This is a genomic window from Rothia sp. HMSC072E10, assembly GCF_001813965.1.
Classification (GTDB): domain Bacteria; phylum Actinomycetota; class Actinomycetes; order Actinomycetales; family Micrococcaceae; genus Rothia; species Rothia mucilaginosa_A.
The window spans coordinates 691,985-712,080 of sequence record NZ_KV814491.1 but is presented as its reverse complement, the minus strand read 5'-3'; the positions used below and the strand labels follow the sequence as shown (position 1 = coordinate 712,080).

The 20,096-nt window shown below is 63.9% G+C and carries 11 protein-coding genes and 1 tRNA gene; 4 read left to right on the top strand and 8 right to left on the bottom strand.

Annotation, left to right across the window (positions count from 1 at the left end):
- Nucleotides 1-180: 180 nt before the first annotated feature.
- Complete coding sequence (locus HMPREF2944_RS08115; RefSeq protein WP_210398464.1) at nt 181-4,554, top strand: non-ribosomal peptide synthetase; 4,374 nt, start codon at nt 181-183, stop codon at nt 4,552-4,554.
- Nucleotides 4,555-4,727: 173 nt separating this feature from the next.
- Here HMPREF2944_RS08115 and aceE read toward each other — a convergent pair whose 3' ends face one another.
- Entirely contained in the window at nt 4,728-7,460 is a 2,733-nt protein-coding gene (gene aceE / locus HMPREF2944_RS08110) for a pyruvate dehydrogenase (acetyl-transferring), homodimeric type (RefSeq protein WP_049343417.1), read from the bottom strand.
- Nucleotides 7,461-7,955: 495 nt separating this feature from the next.
- On the opposite strand from aceE, the gene HMPREF2944_RS08105 reads away from it, so the two are divergent.
- Nucleotides 7,956-8,028 (top strand) — tRNA-Val (locus HMPREF2944_RS08105).
- Nucleotides 8,029-8,223: 195 nt separating this feature from the next.
- The gene (gene gndA, locus HMPREF2944_RS08100) at nt 8,224-9,696 is read left to right on the top strand and encodes an NADP-dependent phosphogluconate dehydrogenase (RefSeq protein WP_070682274.1); all 1,473 of its coding nucleotides are present in this window, start codon (nt 8,224-8,226) and stop codon (nt 9,694-9,696) included.
- A gap of 174 nt (nt 9,697-9,870) precedes the next feature.
- On the opposite strand, the gene epsC is transcribed toward gndA, so the two are convergent.
- From epsC to HMPREF2944_RS08065, 7 genes are all read right to left on the bottom strand, one after another.
- Nucleotides 9,871-10,455: a serine O-acetyltransferase EpsC gene (gene epsC / locus HMPREF2944_RS08095; protein WP_049343415.1), complete on the bottom strand. Its 585-nt coding sequence runs from the start codon at nt 10,453-10,455 to the stop codon at nt 9,871-9,873.
- A gap of 294 nt (nt 10,456-10,749) precedes the next feature.
- Nucleotides 10,750-11,685, bottom strand: coding sequence for a cysteine synthase A (cysK, locus tag HMPREF2944_RS08090; RefSeq protein ID WP_049343414.1), 936 nt, complete (start codon nt 11,683-11,685; stop codon nt 10,750-10,752).
- A gap of 615 nt (nt 11,686-12,300) precedes the next feature.
- Nucleotides 12,301-13,071: a DUF6318 family protein gene (locus HMPREF2944_RS08085; protein WP_070483929.1), complete on the bottom strand. Its 771-nt coding sequence runs from the start codon at nt 13,069-13,071 to the stop codon at nt 12,301-12,303.
- 202 nt (nt 13,072-13,273) lie between these two features.
- Nucleotides 13,274-14,260, bottom strand: a complete 987-nt coding sequence (locus tag HMPREF2944_RS08080) for a DUF6318 family protein (protein WP_070682271.1) — start codon at nt 14,258-14,260, stop codon at nt 13,274-13,276.
- Between the two features lie 127 nt (nt 14,261-14,387).
- A complete protein-coding gene (locus tag HMPREF2944_RS08075) occupies nt 14,388-15,230 on the bottom strand; it encodes a DUF6318 family protein (RefSeq protein ID WP_049333164.1) in 843 nt (280 codons plus the stop codon).
- Nucleotides 15,231-15,512: 282 nt separating this feature from the next.
- On the bottom strand, nt 15,513-16,751 hold the full coding sequence (locus HMPREF2944_RS08070; RefSeq protein WP_246826299.1) for a DUF6318 family protein: 1,239 nt from the start codon (nt 16,749-16,751) through the stop codon (nt 15,513-15,515).
- 190 nt (nt 16,752-16,941) lie between these two features.
- Entirely contained in the window at nt 16,942-17,814 is an 873-nt protein-coding gene (locus HMPREF2944_RS08065) for a DUF6318 family protein (protein WP_070682268.1), read from the bottom strand.
- A gap of 387 nt (nt 17,815-18,201) precedes the next feature.
- On the opposite strand from HMPREF2944_RS08065, the gene HMPREF2944_RS08060 reads away from it, so the two are divergent.
- The gene (locus HMPREF2944_RS08060) at nt 18,202-20,028 is read left to right on the top strand and encodes a dynamin family protein (RefSeq protein WP_070682266.1); all 1,827 of its coding nucleotides are present in this window, start codon (nt 18,202-18,204) and stop codon (nt 20,026-20,028) included.
- Nucleotides 20,029-20,096: the final 68 nt, after the last annotated feature.

Below are 20,096 nucleotides of genomic sequence, written 5' to 3'. Positions count from 1 at the left end.
ACCGCACCCCGGGTGCCTGCCTGCCGGTATTGCAGGCGGGTGCCCGGGGTGTTCTTTCGGTGTTCTACTTTCACCGTTTCGGCTGATTTCAGCTGAGAATGGCGGGGGGGGAGCCCCCCCCACCTTCACACACACCTCATCCCTAATCCAGACCCCTGTTCCAGACCTTGAGAGGCCACCATGGGCGTAGCTGATACTACCGCACCCGCTAGATTCGGGACTGCTTCCGACCTTCGCACCGCCGCGAACCCCTCCGCACAGCACAGCGCTGACAGCCCCTGGCTGCCGCTGACCACTAACGCACGCGGCATCTACTTCGCCGCCGCGATTGACCCGACGAACCCCTGCTACAACACCGCGGAGGTTCTGCAATGCCCCGCAGATACCGACCTCGCCCTGCTGCGTGAGGCTTTTGAACAGCTCTACCGCGAGAACGAGGGCTTCCGCGTGCGCACCCGCATCGCCGATGGTGCCGCCTCCCAGCAGATTCTGCCGCTTGAGGTGTTCCTTGCGGGTATTGACCTGCTCGTGGACGGGGGTGAACTGGATGAGAGCGAGCTGAACGGCACCGCCGAGGCCAGCACCGCGGAGGCGGGGGAGGAGAATGCCTCTGACCTGCCTGACTCTGATTTGCCCGCGCCGGTGCGCGCCTGGGCGCAGCGCCTGCTCGCCCAGCCCCTCGCCACCGATGAGGGCGTGACCGTGCGCAGCGCAGTGGCGTGTTACGGCGGGTTCCTCTGGGTGTACCATTCCTTCTCCCACGTGGTTGCCGACGGGTTTGCCGCGTTCAACGGCCTCTCCCGCGTGGCGGCGATATACCGTGCCCTGTCCGCCGGTCAGCCGGTTCCGGCAACCCGCCGCATGAGCCTGCAGCAGCTGCTCGATGCCGACGATGCCGCCTCCACCGCCCGTGACGAAGACGTCGCCTTCTGGGAGGCGAGCGGCGCCCTGGAGCAGGAAGACACCTCCCTGGCGGGCCGTACCGCCTCCCCGTCGGCGCAGTCTGTGCGCCTGGCGTTCAGCATTGATACGCCCACCCAGCAGGCTCTACTGGATGCGGCAAAGCAGCACGCCGTCTCCTGGCCCGTGTTGGCGACCGCCGCCGTCGGCTCGTACCTGGCGCGTGTGGGCGGCTACCCGCAGGCTTCGTTCGGCGTGCCGCAGATGAACCGCATGTTCGCCCGCACCCTGCCGGAGGCGACTCGCGCCCTGGGCACGGTGAGCGCGCAGACCGGCTGTACCGCGGTGAACGTGCTGCCGGTGCAGGTTGCGGCGACCGGCCCTATCGCGGAGTCCCTGCACTCAGTGAAGGAACAGTACGCCCGCAACGCGGAGCATCCGCTGGCTCGTCAGGAAGACCTCGAGCGTACCGCGCGTAATGCCCAGTCCAGGCTGTTTGGTGCGCAGATTAACGTGGTGCCCTTTGACGCGGTGCTGCCGCTGGCGGCACCCTCCAAGGACGAGTCCGGATCCGCGGTACCGACCGCGCGCATTCACAATATCTCTGCCGGTCCGGTTGCCGATGCGACCTTCACCCTGCGCGGCATGCCCGGCCGCGGCAACAGCATCTCCTGCGAGATTGACATGAACCCGGCGCTCTACACCGCTGAGGAGCTGGAACGTCACGCCGCCCGCCTGAGCGAGTGGCTACCCGCCTACGCGGCGGAGGCGCAGCGCGAGGACGCCTCCCTGAACAATCTCGGCTTGGCGACCGAGGCGGAGCTTGCGACCCTGCGCGAGCTGACCGCCCCGGCGCTTACCGACCACCCGCTGGAGTACAAGACCCTGCTGGGTCGCTTCCGTGATGCGGTGGCGGCGCATCCGCAGGCGCTCGCCGTGCTGGATTCTGCCCCCGCGCCCGGTGAGGTGCTCACCCCCGAGTCGGAGCGCGCCTACGCTTTTGACCGCGCCCTCACCTACGCCGAGCTGGACGAGCGCGCCCGTGCGCTTGCCGCGCAGCTGCTGGACTGGGGCGTTCGCCCTTCCGACGCGGTGGGTCTGCGTGTGCACCGCGGTGCCGAGCAGTACGTGGCGCTGTACGCCCTGCTGTACGCTGGCGCCACCTACGTGCCGGTGCTTCCTGACCTGCCCGCCGAGCGTGTGGGCGTGATGATGGAGGACGCCGAATGTTCCCTGCTGTTGCACGGCCCCGGTCTGCAGCCGCTGAGCGCGGAAGAGCTGAACCCGCAGGAACCGCAGCGTCACGCAAATCTGCCCCAGTACGTACTGTCTGAGCAGACCCTGCCGCTGCTGAGCGCAGAGGAGCCCACCCGGGCTCCCTCCTCTGCACCCGCCGCAGAGGAGCTTCCGGGCGTCAAAACCGGCCTGGACGAGGACGCTTACGTGCTCTTCACCTCCGGCTCTACGGGCAGGCCTAAGGGCGTTGCCATCAGCCACCGCGCGATTGATAACCGCCTGCGCTGGCAGCAGCACCAGATTCCGGTGGAGGAGGGCGACCGCGTTCTGCACAAGACCCCCATCTCCTTTGACGTGCATGTGTGGGAGCTGTACTGGCCTCTCGCCGAGGGCGCCGCCGTGGTCATTGCCGCCCCGGAGGGTCACCGCGACCCCGCCTACCTGGCGCGCGTGATTGCCGAGCAGTCTGTCACGGCGGTGCACTTTGTGCCGACCATGCTGTCGGCGCTGACCTCTTCGCCGGCGGCGCGCCGCATCCTGGCTGATGCTGGCTTCGGTCAGGACCGAGAGCAGCCCCTGCGCTACGTGGTCTGCTCGGGTGAGGCGCTGCAGAAGGACCAGGTGCAGGCTGCGGGCGAGGTCCTGGGCGTGTACCCGCTGAACCTGTACGGCCCGACCGAGGCGGCGGTGGACGTGACCTTCTGGGAGACCTCCACCGACCCGCAGCGCGAGAGCGTGCCCATTGGCGAGCCGGTCTGGAACACCGGCACCCTGATTCTTGACCCGACCGGCCACCCCGTGCCGGTGGGCGTGACGGGTGAACTGCACCTGTCGGGTGTGCAGCTGGCGCGCGGCTACAAGAACAACCCGCAGGCGACCGCGGCGGCTTTCGTGGAGCAGGCTCCTGCCGGTGCGCTCGCGCTGCTGAACGGTGAGAGTCAGCGCCTGTATCGTACGGGCGATTTGGCGTGCTGGGAGATTCTTCCCGATGGTCGCGCCGTCATTGGCTACCGCGGCCGCACGGACTATCAGATTAAGGTGCGCGGTCAGCGCCTGGAGCTGGGCGATATTGAGATGGCTCTTGCCGCGGTTGAGGGTGTGAGCGCTTCGGTGGCTCTGCTGTACCGCGGCCTGCGTGAGCCTGCCCTGGCGGCGGTGCTGGAGGTCGGCGATGTGCCCGCTGAGCGTGCCGAGCAGCTGGTGGAGGCGGCGCGCGAGCATTGCGCGCAGGTTCTGCCGGACTACATGGTTCCGACCCTGTGGCATACCCTGCCTGCTCTGCCGGTGAGCCCCTCCGGTAAGGCGGATCGCAAGCTGTTGGCGTCCCTGGACCTGACCCCGCAGACTTCCGATGCCGAGGGCCCGCACGGTCTGCTGGAGCAGCAGCTGTGCTCGATTATTGCCGGTGTGCTGGGTCGTGAGCGTTTCGGTGTGGATGAGGATTTCTTCGCCTCGGGTGGTCATTCGCTGGCGGCTCTTGAGGTGATTGCCGCGGTTGAGGAGCAGCTGGGCCTGAGCGTGAGCATTGGTGCGCTGTTTGCACATCCGACCGTGCAGGCTTTGGCGGCGTCCATTGCGGGCGAGCGCGGCGAGGGTGCCGAGTTCGCGCCGGTTCTGCCCCTACGCGAACACGTTGTGACTCAGCGTGAGCAGCCCGTTGTTCCCGATACTACCGATGCCCCCGCGCCGCTGTTTATCCTGCCGCCTGCGGGTGGTTTGGGCTGGTGCTATGCGGGGTACCTCTCGCATCTTCCGGCTCAGCAGGGTGTGTATGCTGTGCAGGCTGAGGCGTTCTCTGACCCGCAGGCTGGGTTTGCGTCGAGCCTGCAGGAGCTGGCTGAGGGCTACCTGAAGCTGATTGAGAAGACTCTGGCGGAGCGTTCGTTGCCGCGTCGTTTTGCGTTGATGGGCTGGTCTGTGGGCGGTACTGCCGCGGTGCAGGTGGCGGCTCTGGCGCAGGCTGCGGGTGCGCAGGTTGAGCGCGTCATCCTGTTGGACGCGTATCCTTCGGAGCAGTGGCAGGGCGTGCCTGCGCCGGATGAGCAGGATAGCTTCCGTGCGCTGTTGCGTATGGGCGGTTTGCCGGAGCCTGCCGCCGATGAGCGGCTTGACCTGCCGGGTACGTTGGAGCGTTTGCAGCGGGCGGGTTCGGCGATGGGTTACCTACCGGAGGAGAAGCTGGGCGTGTGCCTGGGTAGTATGCGTGCTTCGGCGGCACTGATGCGTGGTGCTGAGCAGGCGTTCTTTGAAGGAGACGTGTTGCTGGTGGGTGTGCCGCATGAGGATCAGCCGTACCTGGATGCGGAGGGGTGGTCGGCGCATGCGTCGTCGTTCCGTGCGGTGCTGCTGGAGGGTACGCACCCTGACCTGGTGAATCCGACGCGTCTGGCGGAGGTGACCGGCCACTTCGCCGGCTAGCCTCACCGGTGCCCCAATAACTGATTTAGCCCGGAGGTAATAGTCGTTACCTCCGGGCTACATCAGTTAAAACATGCAGTTGAGTTAAAACACGAAAGCCCCCGGTTGATGAATCATCAATCGGGGGCGTCGTTTAGCTTCTAACGCAGAACCGGGGTTCTACCGCTAAATGCTTAGTGCTGCTCCAGCTCGGAGTTAGCGTTCACGTTGAGCAGGTCGTACTTAGCGAATGCCTTCGCGGGAACGTCTGCTGCAACCTCGCCGCGCTTTGCCAGCATCTGCAGGGTGCGGACAACAACCGACTCTGCATCGATGTGGAAGAAGCGACGTGCACCCGGGCGGGTGTCTGCGAAGCCGAAGCCGTCGGCACCCAGGGTTGCGAAGTCGTTCGGAACGAACTGGCGGATCTGGTCGGGAACATCCGAGGTGTAGTCGGTGGTCGCGATGATCGGGCCAGCGGCACCTGCCAGCTTCTGGGTCACGTAGGGAACGCGAGCGGGCTGGTTCGGGTTCAGCAGAGCCTCTTCCTCAGCGGCAACGCCGTCGCGGCGCAGCTCGGTCCACGAGGTGACGGACCAGAGGTCTGCGGAGACGCCCCAGTCCTCAGCCAGCAGCTTCTGAGCCTTCTCAGCCCACGGAACAGCAACGCCGGATGCCAGCAGCTGTGCCTTGGGGCCGGAGGTCAGCGGGGACTCGCTGATCTTGTGGATACCCTTGATGATGCCCTCAACGTCAACGTTTGCCGGCTCAGCAGGCTGGTGAATCGGCTCGTTGTACACGGTCAGGTAGTACATGACGTTGTGGTCTTCGTCCTTGGTACCGTACATCTGCTCGATACCGCGCTCCACGATGTGAGCAATCTCGTAGCCGTATGCCGGGTCGTAGATCTTGAAGGCCGGGTTGGTGGAGGCCAGAATCGGGGAGTGGCCGTCGTTGTGCTGCAGACCCTCACCGGACAGGGTGGTACGACCAGCGGTTGCACCGATGACGAAGCCGCGGCACATCTGGTCGGCAGCAGCCCAGAAGCCGTCGCCGGTGCGCTGGAAGCCGAACATCGAGTAGAAGATGTAAATCGGGATCATCGGCTCGCCGTGGGTGTCGTAGGACGAACCCAGAGCGATGAATGCAGCGGTTGCGCCTGCCTCGTTAATACCCACGTGAACGATCTGGCCCTCGGGGGACTCGGTGTAGGTGAGCATGAGCTGGTGGTCAACGGGCACGTAGTTCTGGCCGTTGGGGTTGTACAGCTTAGCCGAGGGGAAGAAGGAGTCCATACCGAAGGTACGTGCCTCATCGGGGGTGATGGGGGCGATACGGTGACCGAAGCCCTTCACGCGCATGAGGTCCTTCATCAGGCGGACGAACGCCATGGTGGTAGCAGCGGTCTGCTTGCCGGAGCCCTTCTTGGTCTGTGCGTAGACCTTGGACTCGGGCAGGGTAATCTCAGGCTGGGTGTTTGCACGGCCAGGGATGTAACCGCCGAGTTCCTTGCGGCGTGCCTGCATGTACTGCAGTGCCGGGTGGTTTGCCTCGGGCAGGTAGTACGGCGGGTTGTACAGATCCTTCTCCAGCTCCTCGTCGGAGATGGGGATGTTCAGGTGGTCACGGAAGCCCTTCAGTGCTTCCATGGTGAACTTCTTGATCTGGTGGGTGGAGTTACGTGCCTCGAAGTAGGGGCCGAGCTCCGCACCCTTAATGGACTGTGCCAGGATGACGGTGGGCTTGCCCTTGGTCTCCATAGCTTCCTTGTAGGCTGCGTAGAGCTTCTTGTCGTCGTGGCCACCCAGGCGCAGGTTGAAAATCTGCTCGTCGGTCAGGTCTGCAACGAGTTCCTTGGTTTCGGGGTACTTGCCGAAGAAGTGCTCGCGGATGTAGCCACCGTCTTCGCCACGGAAGGTCTGGTAGTCACCGTCGAGGGTCTCGTTCATCAGCTGGATGAGCTTGCCGCTCTTGTCCTTCTTGAGCAGCTCGTCGTAGTCGGAGCCCCACAGGACCTTGATGACGTGCCAGCCTGCGCCGCGGAAGAATGCCTCGAGCTCCTGAACGATCTTGCCGTTACCGCGAACGGGGCCGTCCAGACGCTGCAGGTTGCAGTTGACGACGAAGGTCAGGTTGTCCAGGTGCTCGTTTGCAGCCAGCTGCAGTGCACCACGCGACTCGGGCTCGTCCATCTCGCCGTCGCCCAGGAATGCCCAGACGTGCTGCTCGGAGGTGTCCTTAATCTTGTGGTTGTGCAGGTACTTGTTGAAGGATGCCTGGTGGATAGCGTTCAGGGGGCCCAGACCCATGGAAACGGTCGGGAACTGCCAGAACTCGGGCATGCAACGGGGGTGCGGGTACGAAGGAATACCGTTTGCGCCCTTGGTCTTCTCCTGGCGGAAGCCGTCCATCTGCTCTTCGGTCAGGACGCCTTCAACGAAGCCGCGAGCGTAAACGCCGGGGGAGGAGTGACCCTGGAAGAACACCTGGTCGCCGCCACCGGGGTGGTTACGGCCGCGGAAGAAGTGGTTCTGGCCCATTTCGTAGAGGTCAGCGACACCCGCGAAGGTGGAGATGTGACCGCCCACGCCGATGCCCTTCTTCTGGGCACGCTGCACCATGATTGCTGCGTTCCAACGGATCCATGCGCGGTACTGGCGCTCGAGTTCCTCATCGCCGGGGTACTCGGGCTGCTGATCAACGGGAATGGTGTTGATGTAGTCGGTCTTGACTAGAGTCGGGATCTTAACACCCTTCTCGCCAGCTTCCTTGAGCAGTGCGCGGAGGATGTACTCTGCGCGCTCGGTGCCGTGGGTCTTGATCAGGTCTTCGAGGGATTCAGCCCACTCCTGGGTCTCTTCGACGTCGATGTCCTTCAGGCCATCGAGAAGGGTGCTCAGGGAGTGCTCGTTCGGTACGTTAGCCAAACTAATCCAACCTCTCTTCTGTGCGGTTGTTCAGATGGTTCATGACGCGATTCTGCGTCGTTTGAATCATCTCTATGTTTAAGCGCGACAGACCGTTAGACCTGCTGCGCTTCTTTCTCTACTATTTTAGACCTAAAAATGACCTTCATGGCATCAAAATGATGTTTTTGTGATGTTGGTTTCGCGCTCTGGGTATCATTGCTGAAAACGGGGCTCAAAAGAGGGGGTGTTAAGGTCTAAGTGAACCTATATATCAAGGGAAAACGGGTGATATGGAATTGCCGCGAAGTACCGCTTTTTACCGGGATTTTGGTTGGGGTGAAGGTGTTGTGTTCCGTGGGGTTGTGTGGGGTTGAGTAGGACGCAATGAATCCTGGTTCGCGAGCCGGTCAAAAACGGTGAGATGTATAACACGCTTAGATGGTTTGCGTACCCAGAAGCCGGTCTGTATAGTATTACCTTGTGTTCGGCTGACATTCGCTCAGTAAGAACTACGGGTCTTTAGCTCAGCTGGTAGAGCGCCACGTTTACACCGTGGATGTCATCGGTTCGATCCCGGTAGGACCCACAGCTAACCCCGGTACCGCACGGTACCGGGGTTTTGTTTACCTTCAGCGGTTTACCCACCCGGGCCGTATTCCCCTGCGCGTATCCCGATGCGTGCCCCGGTGCATTTCTCCAAGAGTGAGAAGAACAGCCCATCAGGGCTTAAAAGTACACTCTACCTGTATATAGCCTGTCCTCAGCGCGTATCCTTATATACATGACTGAAAACAAGAAGGCACAGATTGGTGTTACCGGCCTTGCTGTCATGGGCGCAAACCTCGCCCGCAACCTGGCACGCAACGGTTACACCGTGGCACTGCACAACCGTTCCGCTGAGAAGACCGACGCCCTGCTCGCCGAGCACGGTGCAGAGGGTGACTTCATCCGCACCGAGTCCCTGCAGGAACTCGTCGACTCCCTCGAATCTCCCCGCCGCATCCTGATCATGGTGATGGCGGGCGCACCCGTCGACTCCGTGATCGAGCAGCTCACCCCCCTGCTGGACGAGGGTGACATCATCATCGACGGCGGCAACTCCCACTTCCCCGACACTATCCGCCGCGAGCGCGCACTGGCCGAGAAGGGCCTGCACTTCGTGGGCGTCGGCGTGTCCGGCGGCGAAGAGGGCGCCCTCTGGGGCCCCTCCATGATGCCCGGCGGCTCCGCCGAGTCCTACAAGCACATCGGCCCCATGCTCGAGAAGATTGCCGCTAAGGCTCCCCAGGACGGCGCACCCTGTTGCGCATGGATCTCCACCGACGGCTCCGGCCACTTCGTGAAGATGGTCCACAACGGTATCGAGTACGCCGACATGCAGGTGATTGGCGAGGCCTACGACCTGCTGCGTTCCGTGGCCGGCATTGAACCCGCCGAGCAGGCAGAGATTTTCAAGGCCTGGAACAAGACCGAGCTGAACTCCTACCTGATCGAAATCACCTCCGAGGTGCTCGCACAGGTGGACGCCAAGACCGGCAAGCCTCTGGTCGACGTAATCGTTGACGCCGCCGGCCAGAAGGGTACCGGCCTGTGGACCGCTAAGGCCGGCCTGGACCTCGGTTCCCCCGTCTCCGCCATCGCAGAGTCCGTTTTCGCCCGCGCCCTGTCCTCCGTCGATCGTGAGCAGCGCGAGCAGGCTCAGCGCGAGCTGCCCGCCGGCCTGATTGCCACCACCGGTGTGGGCGCAGGCGACCCCGAGTTCGTTGAGGACGTGCGCCGCGCACTCTTCGCATCCAAGCTCGTTGCCTACGCACAGGGCATGGACCTGCTCACCCGCGCAGGCAAGGAGTACGGCTGGGACCTGAAGCTGGACACCATCGCATCGCTGTGGCGTGCAGGCTGCATCATCCGCGCCGAGCTGCTGGGCGACATCATGGCTGCCTACGCAGGCGAAGCACCCGCGAACATGCTGCTGGCACCCGCCTTCAAGAACCTCATGGAGGAGCTCGTTCCTTCCTGGCGTCGCGTGGTGGCTAAGGCAACCGCACTGGGCATCCCCGTGCCGGTGTTCGCTTCCGCCCTGTCCTACTACGACGGCCTGCGCCGCCACCGCCTGCCCGCCGCCCTGATTCAGGGCCAGCGCGACTTCTTCGGTGCGCACACCTACGGTCGTATCGACGAAGAGGGCGCCTTCCACACCATGTGGAGCGGTGACCGTTCCGAGGTGAACGCAGCGGATATCCACGTTCACTAAGCTCCCGTAGCTGACCGCGAAAGGCCCGCCCCGGCCGGATTTCACATCCGGTCGGGGCGGGCCTTTGCTATGTCTTCTTGATGTCTCGGCTATGCGCCGTTGTTCACGGCGCCGAAGAGCACCGCAGGGAGCCTCTCAACGCGCCGCTACGGGCGCAGAAAGCGGGGAGGAGCTCTAAATCCACATCGCCGGGTCGATGTACGCCACGGCGTCCACCAGGGGCTTCTTCTTCTCGGGGGTGCGCGGGCGGTGCTTCGCGGGAATACCGGTAATAATCGAATCGGCCGGGTGATCGTTGACGACCACGGCGTTCGCACCAATCGCGCTATCGGAGCCGATCTCCACCGGCCCCAGCACCTTCGCGCCGGCACCAATGGTCACGCGGTCACCAATCGTGGGGTGACGCTTCACCTTCTCCAAGGAACGACCACCCAGGGTCACACCGTGGTAGAGCATCACGTCGTCGCCAACCTCAGCGGTCTCACCAATCACGATCCCCATGCCGTGATCGATGAAGAAGCGGCGGCCAATCGTGGCGCCCGGGTGAATCTCCACGCCGGTCAGAAAACGAGCAAACTGCGAGAGAGTACGAGCCAGCGCCTTCGTCTCATCCTTCTGCCAGAGCTTATGCGTGAGGCGGTGCGCCCAGATGGCGTGCATGCCCGAATAGTTCAGAGCGATCTCGACAGCGCCACGGGCAGCGGGGTCGTGCTGGCGGACGTTCTCAATATCTTCACGCAGGCGCGCAATAAAACTCATGGGGTTCCCTTTCCCTCAACGGTCGTGCTCTGTGTGTGCGACCTTTCCAAAGGTACCAACAACGGTGCTCATTCACCTATTCCCGAACTCTGTCGTCGTCATAGTGAGCGCTCTCTTTAACATCTCGGTCACAATTGCGTGCGGAACGTAATATTCGGGCTCGGGCGGGCCCTAAGCGGGGGAGCATCGCGGGGGAACGCAAACGCTCCGCCCCGGCGTGCAACCGGGACGGAGCGTCGAACACCGCGTACTGTTCTAGACGGCGGCCCCACGGGGGCCGAAGACCGGGGTCTACTAGCCGCGGATGTCCTCGTAGAGGGCGGTGGAGATGTAACGCTCACCGAAGTCGGGAACGATAGCCACGATCAGCTTGTCCTTGTTCTCGGACTTCTTGGCCTCTTCCAGAGCTGCCCAGACGGCCGCGCCGGAGGAGATGCCGCCCAGGATACCTTCCTGGGTGGCCAGCTGGCGGGAGGTGCGCATAGCGTCCTCAGCGCTGACGGCGGTCACGGAGTCGTAGATGCCTCGGTCCAGGGTCTCGGGAACGAAGTTGGCGCCCAGGCCCTGAATCTTGTGGGGGCCAACGCGACCCTCGGAGAGCAGCGGGGAGTCCTTGGGCTCCACGGCGACAACCTTAATGTTGGGGTTCTGCTCCTTCAGGTACTTACCCGAACCGGAGATGGTGCCACCGGTACCGATGCCGGCCACGAAAATGTCGACCTTGCCGTCGGTTGCTTCCCAAATCTCGGGGCCGGTGGTCTTGTAGTGAATGGCGGGGTTAGCCTCGTTGGAGAACTGCGAAGCCAGGATAGCGTTCTCGGTGTTGGCAACGATTTCCTTAGCCTTCTCCACAGCGCCGCGCATACCCTCGGTACCGGGGGTCAGCACGATCTGCGCACCGTATGCGCGCAGCAGGACGCGGCGCTCAGCGGACATGGTCTCGGGCATGGTCAGGATGACGCGGTAGCCACGAGCCGCACCGACCATGGCCAGGGCGATACCGGTGTTACCGGAGGTGCCCTCGACGATGGTGCCGCCGGGCTTCAGAGCGCCGGACTCCTCGGCGGCGTCGATGATGGCGCGGCCGATACGGTCCTTGACGGAACCTGCGGGGTTGTAGAACTCGAGCTTGACGGCGACGTTACCGGGCAGGCCCTCGTCCAGACGGTTCAGGCGGACCAGGGGAGTCTCGCCGATAGCCTCGACGATGCTGTTGACAATCTTTGCCATGGAGGTGCTCCTTCTGAGCATGGGGGAGGGGACTACCGGAATAGCTGGGCCTCCCCAGTGAATAATTTGGGTACGTGGACACTCTACTACTCGGCGGCGGCAGGTTTAAACCTGCGGTCACAGTTCGTAACATGACTTTTCGTGACCGGGAAGCCTGCACGAGCGCGCATCAACGGGGTGCCCCGGCGGTGCCTCCACGCCGGATCCCTCGAGGCTTCCGCTGGATGCGTCGCCTCAACCTATGCCGTGACCGGAACCTCGGCGGGTACCTTGAGTGGGCAAAAAGAAAAGCACCGCGCCTCACCTTTGTCCTAAAGGCCCTCCCTCACGGAGAATGCGCGGTGCTTTCTTGAAACATTATGTAGCCCAAAAAGACAACCTCTGTATACAAGAGTAGTGGTGAACCCCGTTCACCGCAAGTCTAGGCGGGCCATTTTATTGCTACTGGATGAAAAAATATTTGCGGCTCGCGTTACGGCTCCTGTTACGGAGGGCGCAAACCTCTCACATACACTCCGCGGACGGCCCAAAAAGCGCATCCGCGGAGCGCCCCCGGAACGATCCTTCGAGTGAACAACCGGTCCGAGAGCGAGGACAAACGCGAGGGCAAACCGACTAGTTGATGTCCATGTGGAGGTCCCACTTATTGTTCAGGTAGCGGCCCACGGCCTCACCGAACATCTTCACGTGACGCTTATCAGCCGCCACGGTCTGCTCCTTGCCGTCCTTGAACAGCTTCTCACCCAGATCCACGTTCAGGGTCACGGTCCAGTTGTACGCACCCTGAGCCAGAACCGGCTGTTTGGTTTCAATGGTCAGGGTAGCGGTCGGGTTCACGTACCAGGTCTTCTTCGCATCAATACCGGACTTGGTGGAATCTGCGTACTTCTTCATCGCGGCCAGGGTCTCCTGGTCGGTACTGACCTCGTTCATGTAGTGCATATCGCCGGTGCGCAGCAGGTACTCAAACGCCGCACCAAAGTAAGCCAGCGCCGAGGCAAAACCGGCCACCGAATTCTGGTGCATGGTCTCCGGCACGACCGGGGAGGGAACATTCTGCGGCGGGTGCTCAGCGTTACCCGGCTGGTACTCACCGTGGTCTTCCATCTTCTCCAGCTTTGCTACACCGCGGTAGTCCTTATCGTCGTTGGGTAGCGGCGAGTTCGTTGCGGTCGCCGATGCGCTCGCCGAGGGCGAAGCGGAAGCGCTCGGAGAGGCAGTCTCGGAGGCACTAGCCGAAGCAGTCGTCTCGGAGGTAGCGGAGGGGGAATCAGAGGGGGATGCGGAGGCCTCGGAGGAAGCCTTCGAACCGCAGGCCGCCAGTAGCGCCATGGAGCTGACGCCCAGCACACCCAGCGCCGCGCGGCGGGTCAGAATCTCAGACATAGTGATACCTTTCAAACATTCGGTGATTGCAACCAGTTTAACCGCAAACGCGCCTCAATACAGAGTCCAGACCGGCCCGAAGACGCGGCCGCGTGAGAAGTATCTCGTTCGGCGAGGAACGAACGAAAGCCCGGCCAAACGGCGAACCAGCTCACGAACGCGGGACGCAATCCGGGCTAGGGCTGGCCAGGGCTGGCTCGAGCTAGGAAGCGGAAGGAGAGCCCGCCGCGGAGCTCTCCACGGCGGAACCCGCAGAGGCGCTGGCCGAACCCGCAGGGGTACCGGCAGAAGCCGAAGCCGCACCTCCCTGCAGCGCGGCACCGTACGCAACGCTCAGCTCCCACGTCTTCGAATCGGCGTGGTAGCGTCCGCGGAAGTCGCACTCCTGAACCGTCACCTGAGAAGCAGGGCCCGCGGCGGAAGGAGAAGCCGAAGCCGTGGTAGCCTCACCGGAAACCAGCGCGTCCTCGGAAGGCTCGGTAGCCTCGGCCGATGCGGAGGCGCTCGCAGAAGCAACCACCGGCTGCACCTTGCCCTCGGCCACCGCCTCCGTGCCAAAGTCAAGGGTGTACTGACCCTTGAAGAGCAGGTTGCCGTCACTCATGATGGACGGCTGCGCGCTCGAAAGAGCGTAAGAAGCCGAGGGGTTCACGTACCAGGAGCCCTTCTCAACACCCGCCAGAATCGACGCCGAGAGGGCGTCCACCTCGGATCGGGTCTTCGAAGCCAGGGTGATACCCGTCGAGAACGCCTCAGTGCTACCGGTCTTCACCAGGTAATCCATCGCCGCCGCAAAGTATGCAATGGCCTCGTGAAAACCCGTCACCGTATTCATCGAAAGCGCGTCGGTCACCTGCGGCTTAGGCGCGTTACGCGGCGGATGATCAACGGTGCCCGGCTCATAGTCCAGAGCACCCTCAAAGTGGGTGTACTCCACCGTTCCGGAGTAGTTCTTACCGTCGTCGGTGTAACCGTTCGGGTTAGCGCTCGACTTCGAGCCCGAAAGGCTACCGCCCTGGTTACCGCTTCTCTGCGACCCCGAATTTGAGGAACCGCAAGCGCTCAGCAGGAGCGCGGCGGCGGCTGACCCCGAAAGGCCCAGACCCGCGTGAATGAGGGAACGACGGGAGACACCGCGCGAAACCCGAGCGGACGCGGGGGAAACGGAAGAATCGGAAGGAAAAGTCATCAGAAATACACCTCACGTAGATGGGGTATGGGGGCGTGACGGAATGATCCATAATTACAGGCCCCGACTAGAAGTCATGCCCTAACCCGACGGGCAGGTTAGGGCATGGGCGCCATTCGGCAAAGATTTAGAGCTTATCATCGGAACCGCTACCACCGGAGCTACCGGTGTTGCTGTTGCCGGAACCGTCGTTACCGCCGGTCTGCGAGCCCGCGCCGCCACTTGCCGGCGCCGAGGCCTGAACCTCGTACTCGTCCTGGATAGTCAGAGCCCAGTCGTTCTCCTGGCGCACGCCCGTGACAACCAGACCGCGCTCAATGCGACGTTCCTTCTCGGAAATCGACACCGGGGCACCATCCAAGACCATGGTCGGGCCCAGATCAATCACCAAGTCGAAGGTCCACTGAACGCTCTTCTTCACCAGGGTCGGAAGGGCCGTGTAGGCCTTCAGAGTCACCTTCGGCGATACGTACCAGTCGCGTGCCTGGGTGCTTGCGTTGCCCTCGTCCATGAACATCGAAAGGGAAGAAATAAACTTCTCATCGACCTTCGATTCGCGCAGGGGAGCGGGGTCACCGGTCAGCACCAGGTAGTTGATGGCCGCGTAGACAAAACCGATTGAATCGTACAGGCCCTGCATCGAGTTCTGCGCCGCGCTCTCGGGACGCTTGGGCACCGGCACGTTCTGCGCCGGGGCAGACTCCGTGGCCGCCACGAATTCGCCCTTGGACTCGAAGTGATCGAAGGTTACCTCACCGCTAAAATCGGTGCGAGCCGACGCGGAGGGAGTCACCACCGGCTCATCGGGGTCAGCCGACGCGGAGGGGTTGGAGCTACCACCGCAGGCGGCCAGCAGAGCACTCAGCGACACGCCCGCAACGCCAACACCGGCATACCGCAGGGCGGCTCGTCGGCTCAGACCGGACGCGGAACGGGGGGACTGCCCGGAGGCATGGGGGAAAAGTGCCACGGAGTACCTTTCGCGTGAAACTCTCGTACGAGAGGAGTGAAGGAGTGAGAGGAAAGCCCGTCGCCGACGGCGCGAGATGCCGGATGGCCGTACCGAATCGTCGTCGAACGAGACAGTCCTAAGTATAACGCGCACGCGCACCCGCGGCCGGGCACATCACCAACGCGCGGGGGGTGATATGCCGCCCATCGTAGGCTCGGGTCCATCCACACTCCGACCCGTGTAACGTCGGTGGGGTGGCCGGGACTTGCGGACCACTCGCTCGTTCGTCCTCTCGGCGGGCTATCGAGCCGCCGGAGCCTCGGCCGCAGCGGGGTTGGCAGCGGCGGCATCGCCCGCAGGATGATCCGCGGCACCACCGGCGGTCGGAGCCGCGGGGTTCTGCTGAGTCGGGTTTTGCTGGGCCGGATTCTGCTGGGCGGGGGCCTCAGCGCTCTGCTGACCGGCCGGAGCCGCGGGGGTCGCAACATTCTGGGCGGGGGCGTTCTGTGCACCACCATTCTGGGCGCCGGTGTTAGCCGCGCCGTTCTGAGCGCCACCCTGGCCGGCGGGGGCCGGCGCGTTCTGTGCACCACCGTTCTGGGCACCACCGTTCTGTGCACCACCGTTCTGGGGCGTGCCGTTCTGCGCGCCGGTATTCGCACCGCTTCGCGCGGAACCACCCGCGTTGGCGCCAGAACCGGCGTTGGAACCCGAACCGGTGTGAGCCGCCGCGGTGCTGTCATCGGTCACCGTCGGCGTGTAGGTCGAGGAGGGCTGCGGGCGCGAGGTGTGCGTCGGCTTCGGCGTCATCGACGGATCGTATTGCTGCGCCGAAATCACCGTCCAGCGCTTCGCCTCTTCGTCGTACTCGGCGTAGAGGGCCGTGATGTCCTGCGCCTCGGTGTTCTCGAGAGGCTTGGTCGTATTGGTGGCCTTTTCCACCACCAGACCGTGCTCCTGCGTCACCGAGCAGGCCCACGAGTACTTCGTGCCGCGCGTAACCGGCTGCTTTTCGGTCAGACGGTAGGTCCAGCCGCCGTCCACAAGCCAGTTCGTGCCCGGTGCGTAGAAGGCGCGTAGCTTCTCGAGCGAGGCGCGCTGCGGGGCGTTGTCGGGATGCACAACCTGCAGGGCCGGACCCGTGTCACCCGTGGTGCGCGCATAGTTCACGGCCGCCGCGAAGTACGCGAAGGTCGCGCGCAGGCCGCGAGCGTTCTTGTCGTACATGGTCTCATCCTCGATGGGAATCGGCACCGAGCTCGCCTTGGCATCCACCGAAGCCGGGCCCGCGGTCGGCTCGATCGTGTACACCTCGCCGGTGGTCGGGTCGGTGCTACTGATCGCGGAGGCGCCGTGGCCCGGAACGAACTTGGTCCACTTCAGCTCGCCGGAGAGGTTATCGTACGCGCCGGCAATCGTGGCGGAGGCGGTGGCGGAGGCGGTGGCCGTCGAAGTGCTCTTCGACCCGCAGGCGGCAAGCATCGCGCCCAGGGCTGCGGTGCCCGTGACGGCGAAGAAGCGGCGGCGGCTGTGAATCATGATGATCCCCTCGAACATGATGTGAAACGGAAGTATCGGTGGTGTGTTGTGAGGCCCGCACGCGATGCCCCCGTCGATGCTGAAGGAAGCACAGGCGCGAAGCCCGTATAGCCCTAAGCCTATAGAGTTCGCGCCCGGCACACAAATAAACCCCCACGTCCGTGCCCTATGTCACCTGCAACGGGAGGATTTACTTGGAGCCCTGAAGATATCGGGTGGCCTTCGCCGTGGCCTGCGCTGAGGGGGTCGCGTTAGGGGCTGGCTGAGCACTCGAACCGGTCGAGGGAGTGGCGATCGCGCTGGGGGAAGCCTGCGGATCCTCCAGCATCTGCCAACCCTCCTCGCCAAAGTACACGTAGACATCAGCCTGAGGCTTGTGACCGTACACCTTGGTGAGAAGCTCACGCTGAAGCGTCTCGTGGTTGAAGAGGAACGCCGACTCATCCACCTTGAGCGTGGCCTTCCAGCAGTACACGTCTGCCGTCGAAACGGGAACCGGCTGGGCGCTGTCCAGGTTGATGCACAGGGGAGCGTTGCTCTTCGACACAAGCCAACCGATGTTGTAGCGGTAAATATCGCGGTACATGTTGGTCATGTGGTTGAACCGTTCCTGGCCGGGCAGATCCATGAAGGGTTCGGTGTCGCCGGTAAGGAACATGTAGTTCTGTGCGGCGCTCCAGTACTGCAGGAACGAGTGCAGACCCTCGACGCTGCGCTCACCCAACTCCTCGGGTTTGCGGGGGCGGGGAACGTTGACGGCGCGGTGGCTGAGCGTTCCGGAGGAGAAGACACCCTCGCGCTCAAAATAGCGGTCGGGGAGAATCACGGGGCCGCGACCGTCCAACGCCGAAGCCGGCAGCGGCTCGGCGCGACGAATACTGCGAGAAACGGCAGCCGAGGTCGGGCTGGTCGAAGCGGTGGGCTCGGGTACCGAGTCGTCCGACGCCTTACCGGTGGACTCCTTAATATCGGAAGAGGAAGCGCCGCAGGCAGTTGCGAGTACGCTAAACGCCGCCCCGGAGGAGAGCGCCAGAAGGTGGCGGCGAGAGAGCGATTCGGGCATGCAGACCTTTCGCAGTGAGAGTACATGGGCAGGTTGAGACCCCTCGACTCAGCGGGCCGGTGAGAACCTCGCGGTGAACCGTAGGGGAATCGGGTGTGCGCCGGACGGTTATAAACCGGTGCGCACTATATGCGCGGGAGGGCAAACGCGGGAGTGAACCGCGACCCGACCCGAAAAGTAAATGCGTCGTGTCAGACGATTTTAGGGACTTTTTTGGGGCCCTCACGCAGGTATATGCCTCTCAGCGTAAAAAGTTATCAAATCTTTATTTTTCTCCTTTCAATAGGGCGGGAACGAACGAACCAATGTGTTCGGAACAACCCCTATAAAATTGCCCCGCTGACCTCCATAACGGTGTGACGGCGCCAGCTGTGGGACAATAACGCTGTGACTACCACCGACTATGCGCAGCTCAAAGCAGCGCGCGAACTCCTCACTCGCATCCCCCTCTCACTGGACATCGACCCCGAAGAAACCGGCCTTCCTCGGGAGGGGCACGACGGCGCTCGCGAGGCCGCCTCCGCAACGATAGACACCGCCTCCGCCCGGGCCCTGATCGCCTCCATGACCCGGCAGCTTGACGACTACATTCTGCCCCGCAGCGCCAGCATGGACAGCCCGCTTACCATCGTGGTCGGCGGCTCCACCGGCGCCGGCAAGTCCACCCTGGTCAACACTCTGTTGGGTGAGCCCCTCACCCAATCCGGCGCGATTCGACCCACCACCCGCCACCCCGTGCTGCTCTACCGCGCCGAAGACGAGGCCGCCCTGGCCCCCGACCGTTTTCTGCCGACCCTGCCGCGTACCCGCACCTCCGGCATGAACGCCGGATCGCAGGCACTACCCGGCCTCGACCCGAAGATTGCGCGCGCCCTCATTCCTATTACTACCTCGGCGCTGCCGCAGGGCATTGCGCTCATTGACGCGCCCGACATCGACTCGGTCTCCGAAGAGAACCGCACCCTCGCCAAGGAACTGCTCTCCGCAGCAGACCTGTGGCTCTTCGTCACCACCGCCAACCGCTACGCCGACGCCGTGCCCTGGGAACTGCTCCACGCGGCGGCCGCGCGCTCCATCGCAATCGCCGTGGTGCTCAACCGCGTGCCCGAAGGCGACGAAGAAGCCATCGAGACCGACCTGCGCCGCATGCTCCGCGAGGCCGGGATCGAGGCCGTGCTGATCCACACCGTGACCGAGCAGCCGCGCGACGATCGAGGGCTTATCAACCCCATCAGCCTGGCCCCGCTCACCCTGTGGATTCGCGAGCTCGGGGCCGACGCGCCCGCCCGCGCCGCCATCGCCCGCACGACGCTTGCAGGAACCGTCGAGACGCTCGCCCGGAACCTGCGCACTCTTGCCCTCGAGCAGGAGGGGCAGCAGGCCTCCCACCGCGCCCTGGCCCTGGTCGCCTCCGAAGAGTACGAAAAGGCCCTGGCGGGTATCGACGCGGCGCTCTCGGACGGCTCGCTGCTACGTGGCGAGGTGCTCTCGCGCTGGCACGACTTCGTGGGCACCGGCGACTTCTTCCGCTCTCTGGACAGCACCATCGGCCGCCTGCGCGACCGTGTGGGCTCGGCGCTGCGGGGCCAACCTGCCGCCGCGCAGAAGGTCGAGGACGCTCTCGAAAGCGGCATCTACGCCGTGGTCGTGGACGCCGCCTCCCGAGCCTCCGAAGGCACCCGCGCCCGCTGGCGTTCAACCCGCGCCGGCCGCTCCCTGCTGCACCGGCTGGACGCGGCCCCCGACCCGACCGCCGGCGCCACGCCCGAGGAAGAGTTCTCGGCCGCCGTGGCCGCGGAAATCCGCCTCTGGCAGGCCTCGGTGCTCGACATGATCCGCGAGGAGGGCGCCGGCAAGCGCCAGCGCGCCCGATTCCTCTCGCTGAGCGTCAACGCCGTGGCCGTGCTCATGATGGTCGCCGCGTTCAGCCTCACGGGAGGTCTCACCGGCGTGGAGGTCGGCATCGCCGGCGGTAGCGGCGTGGTCGGCGCCAAGCTCCTCGAATCCATCTTCGGCGAGGACGCCGTGCGCCGCATGGCCACCCGGGCCCGCACCGACCTGCTCGAACGCATGGGTGCCCTGCTGCGCGAGCACGGACGCCCCTTCACCGAATTGCTGGCGGAAACCGAACCCGAAGTACCCGCCGAAACGGTCTGGGACGCGGCCCGCAGCGTGCACTCGCTTGCCGAGGCCATGACCGCCGAGAGCGCCTAGCCACAGGAACCACCGGTAACCTCTTCCCGGCAGCGGTTCTTAGCTCCCAGCCAACACCCACCAGACCT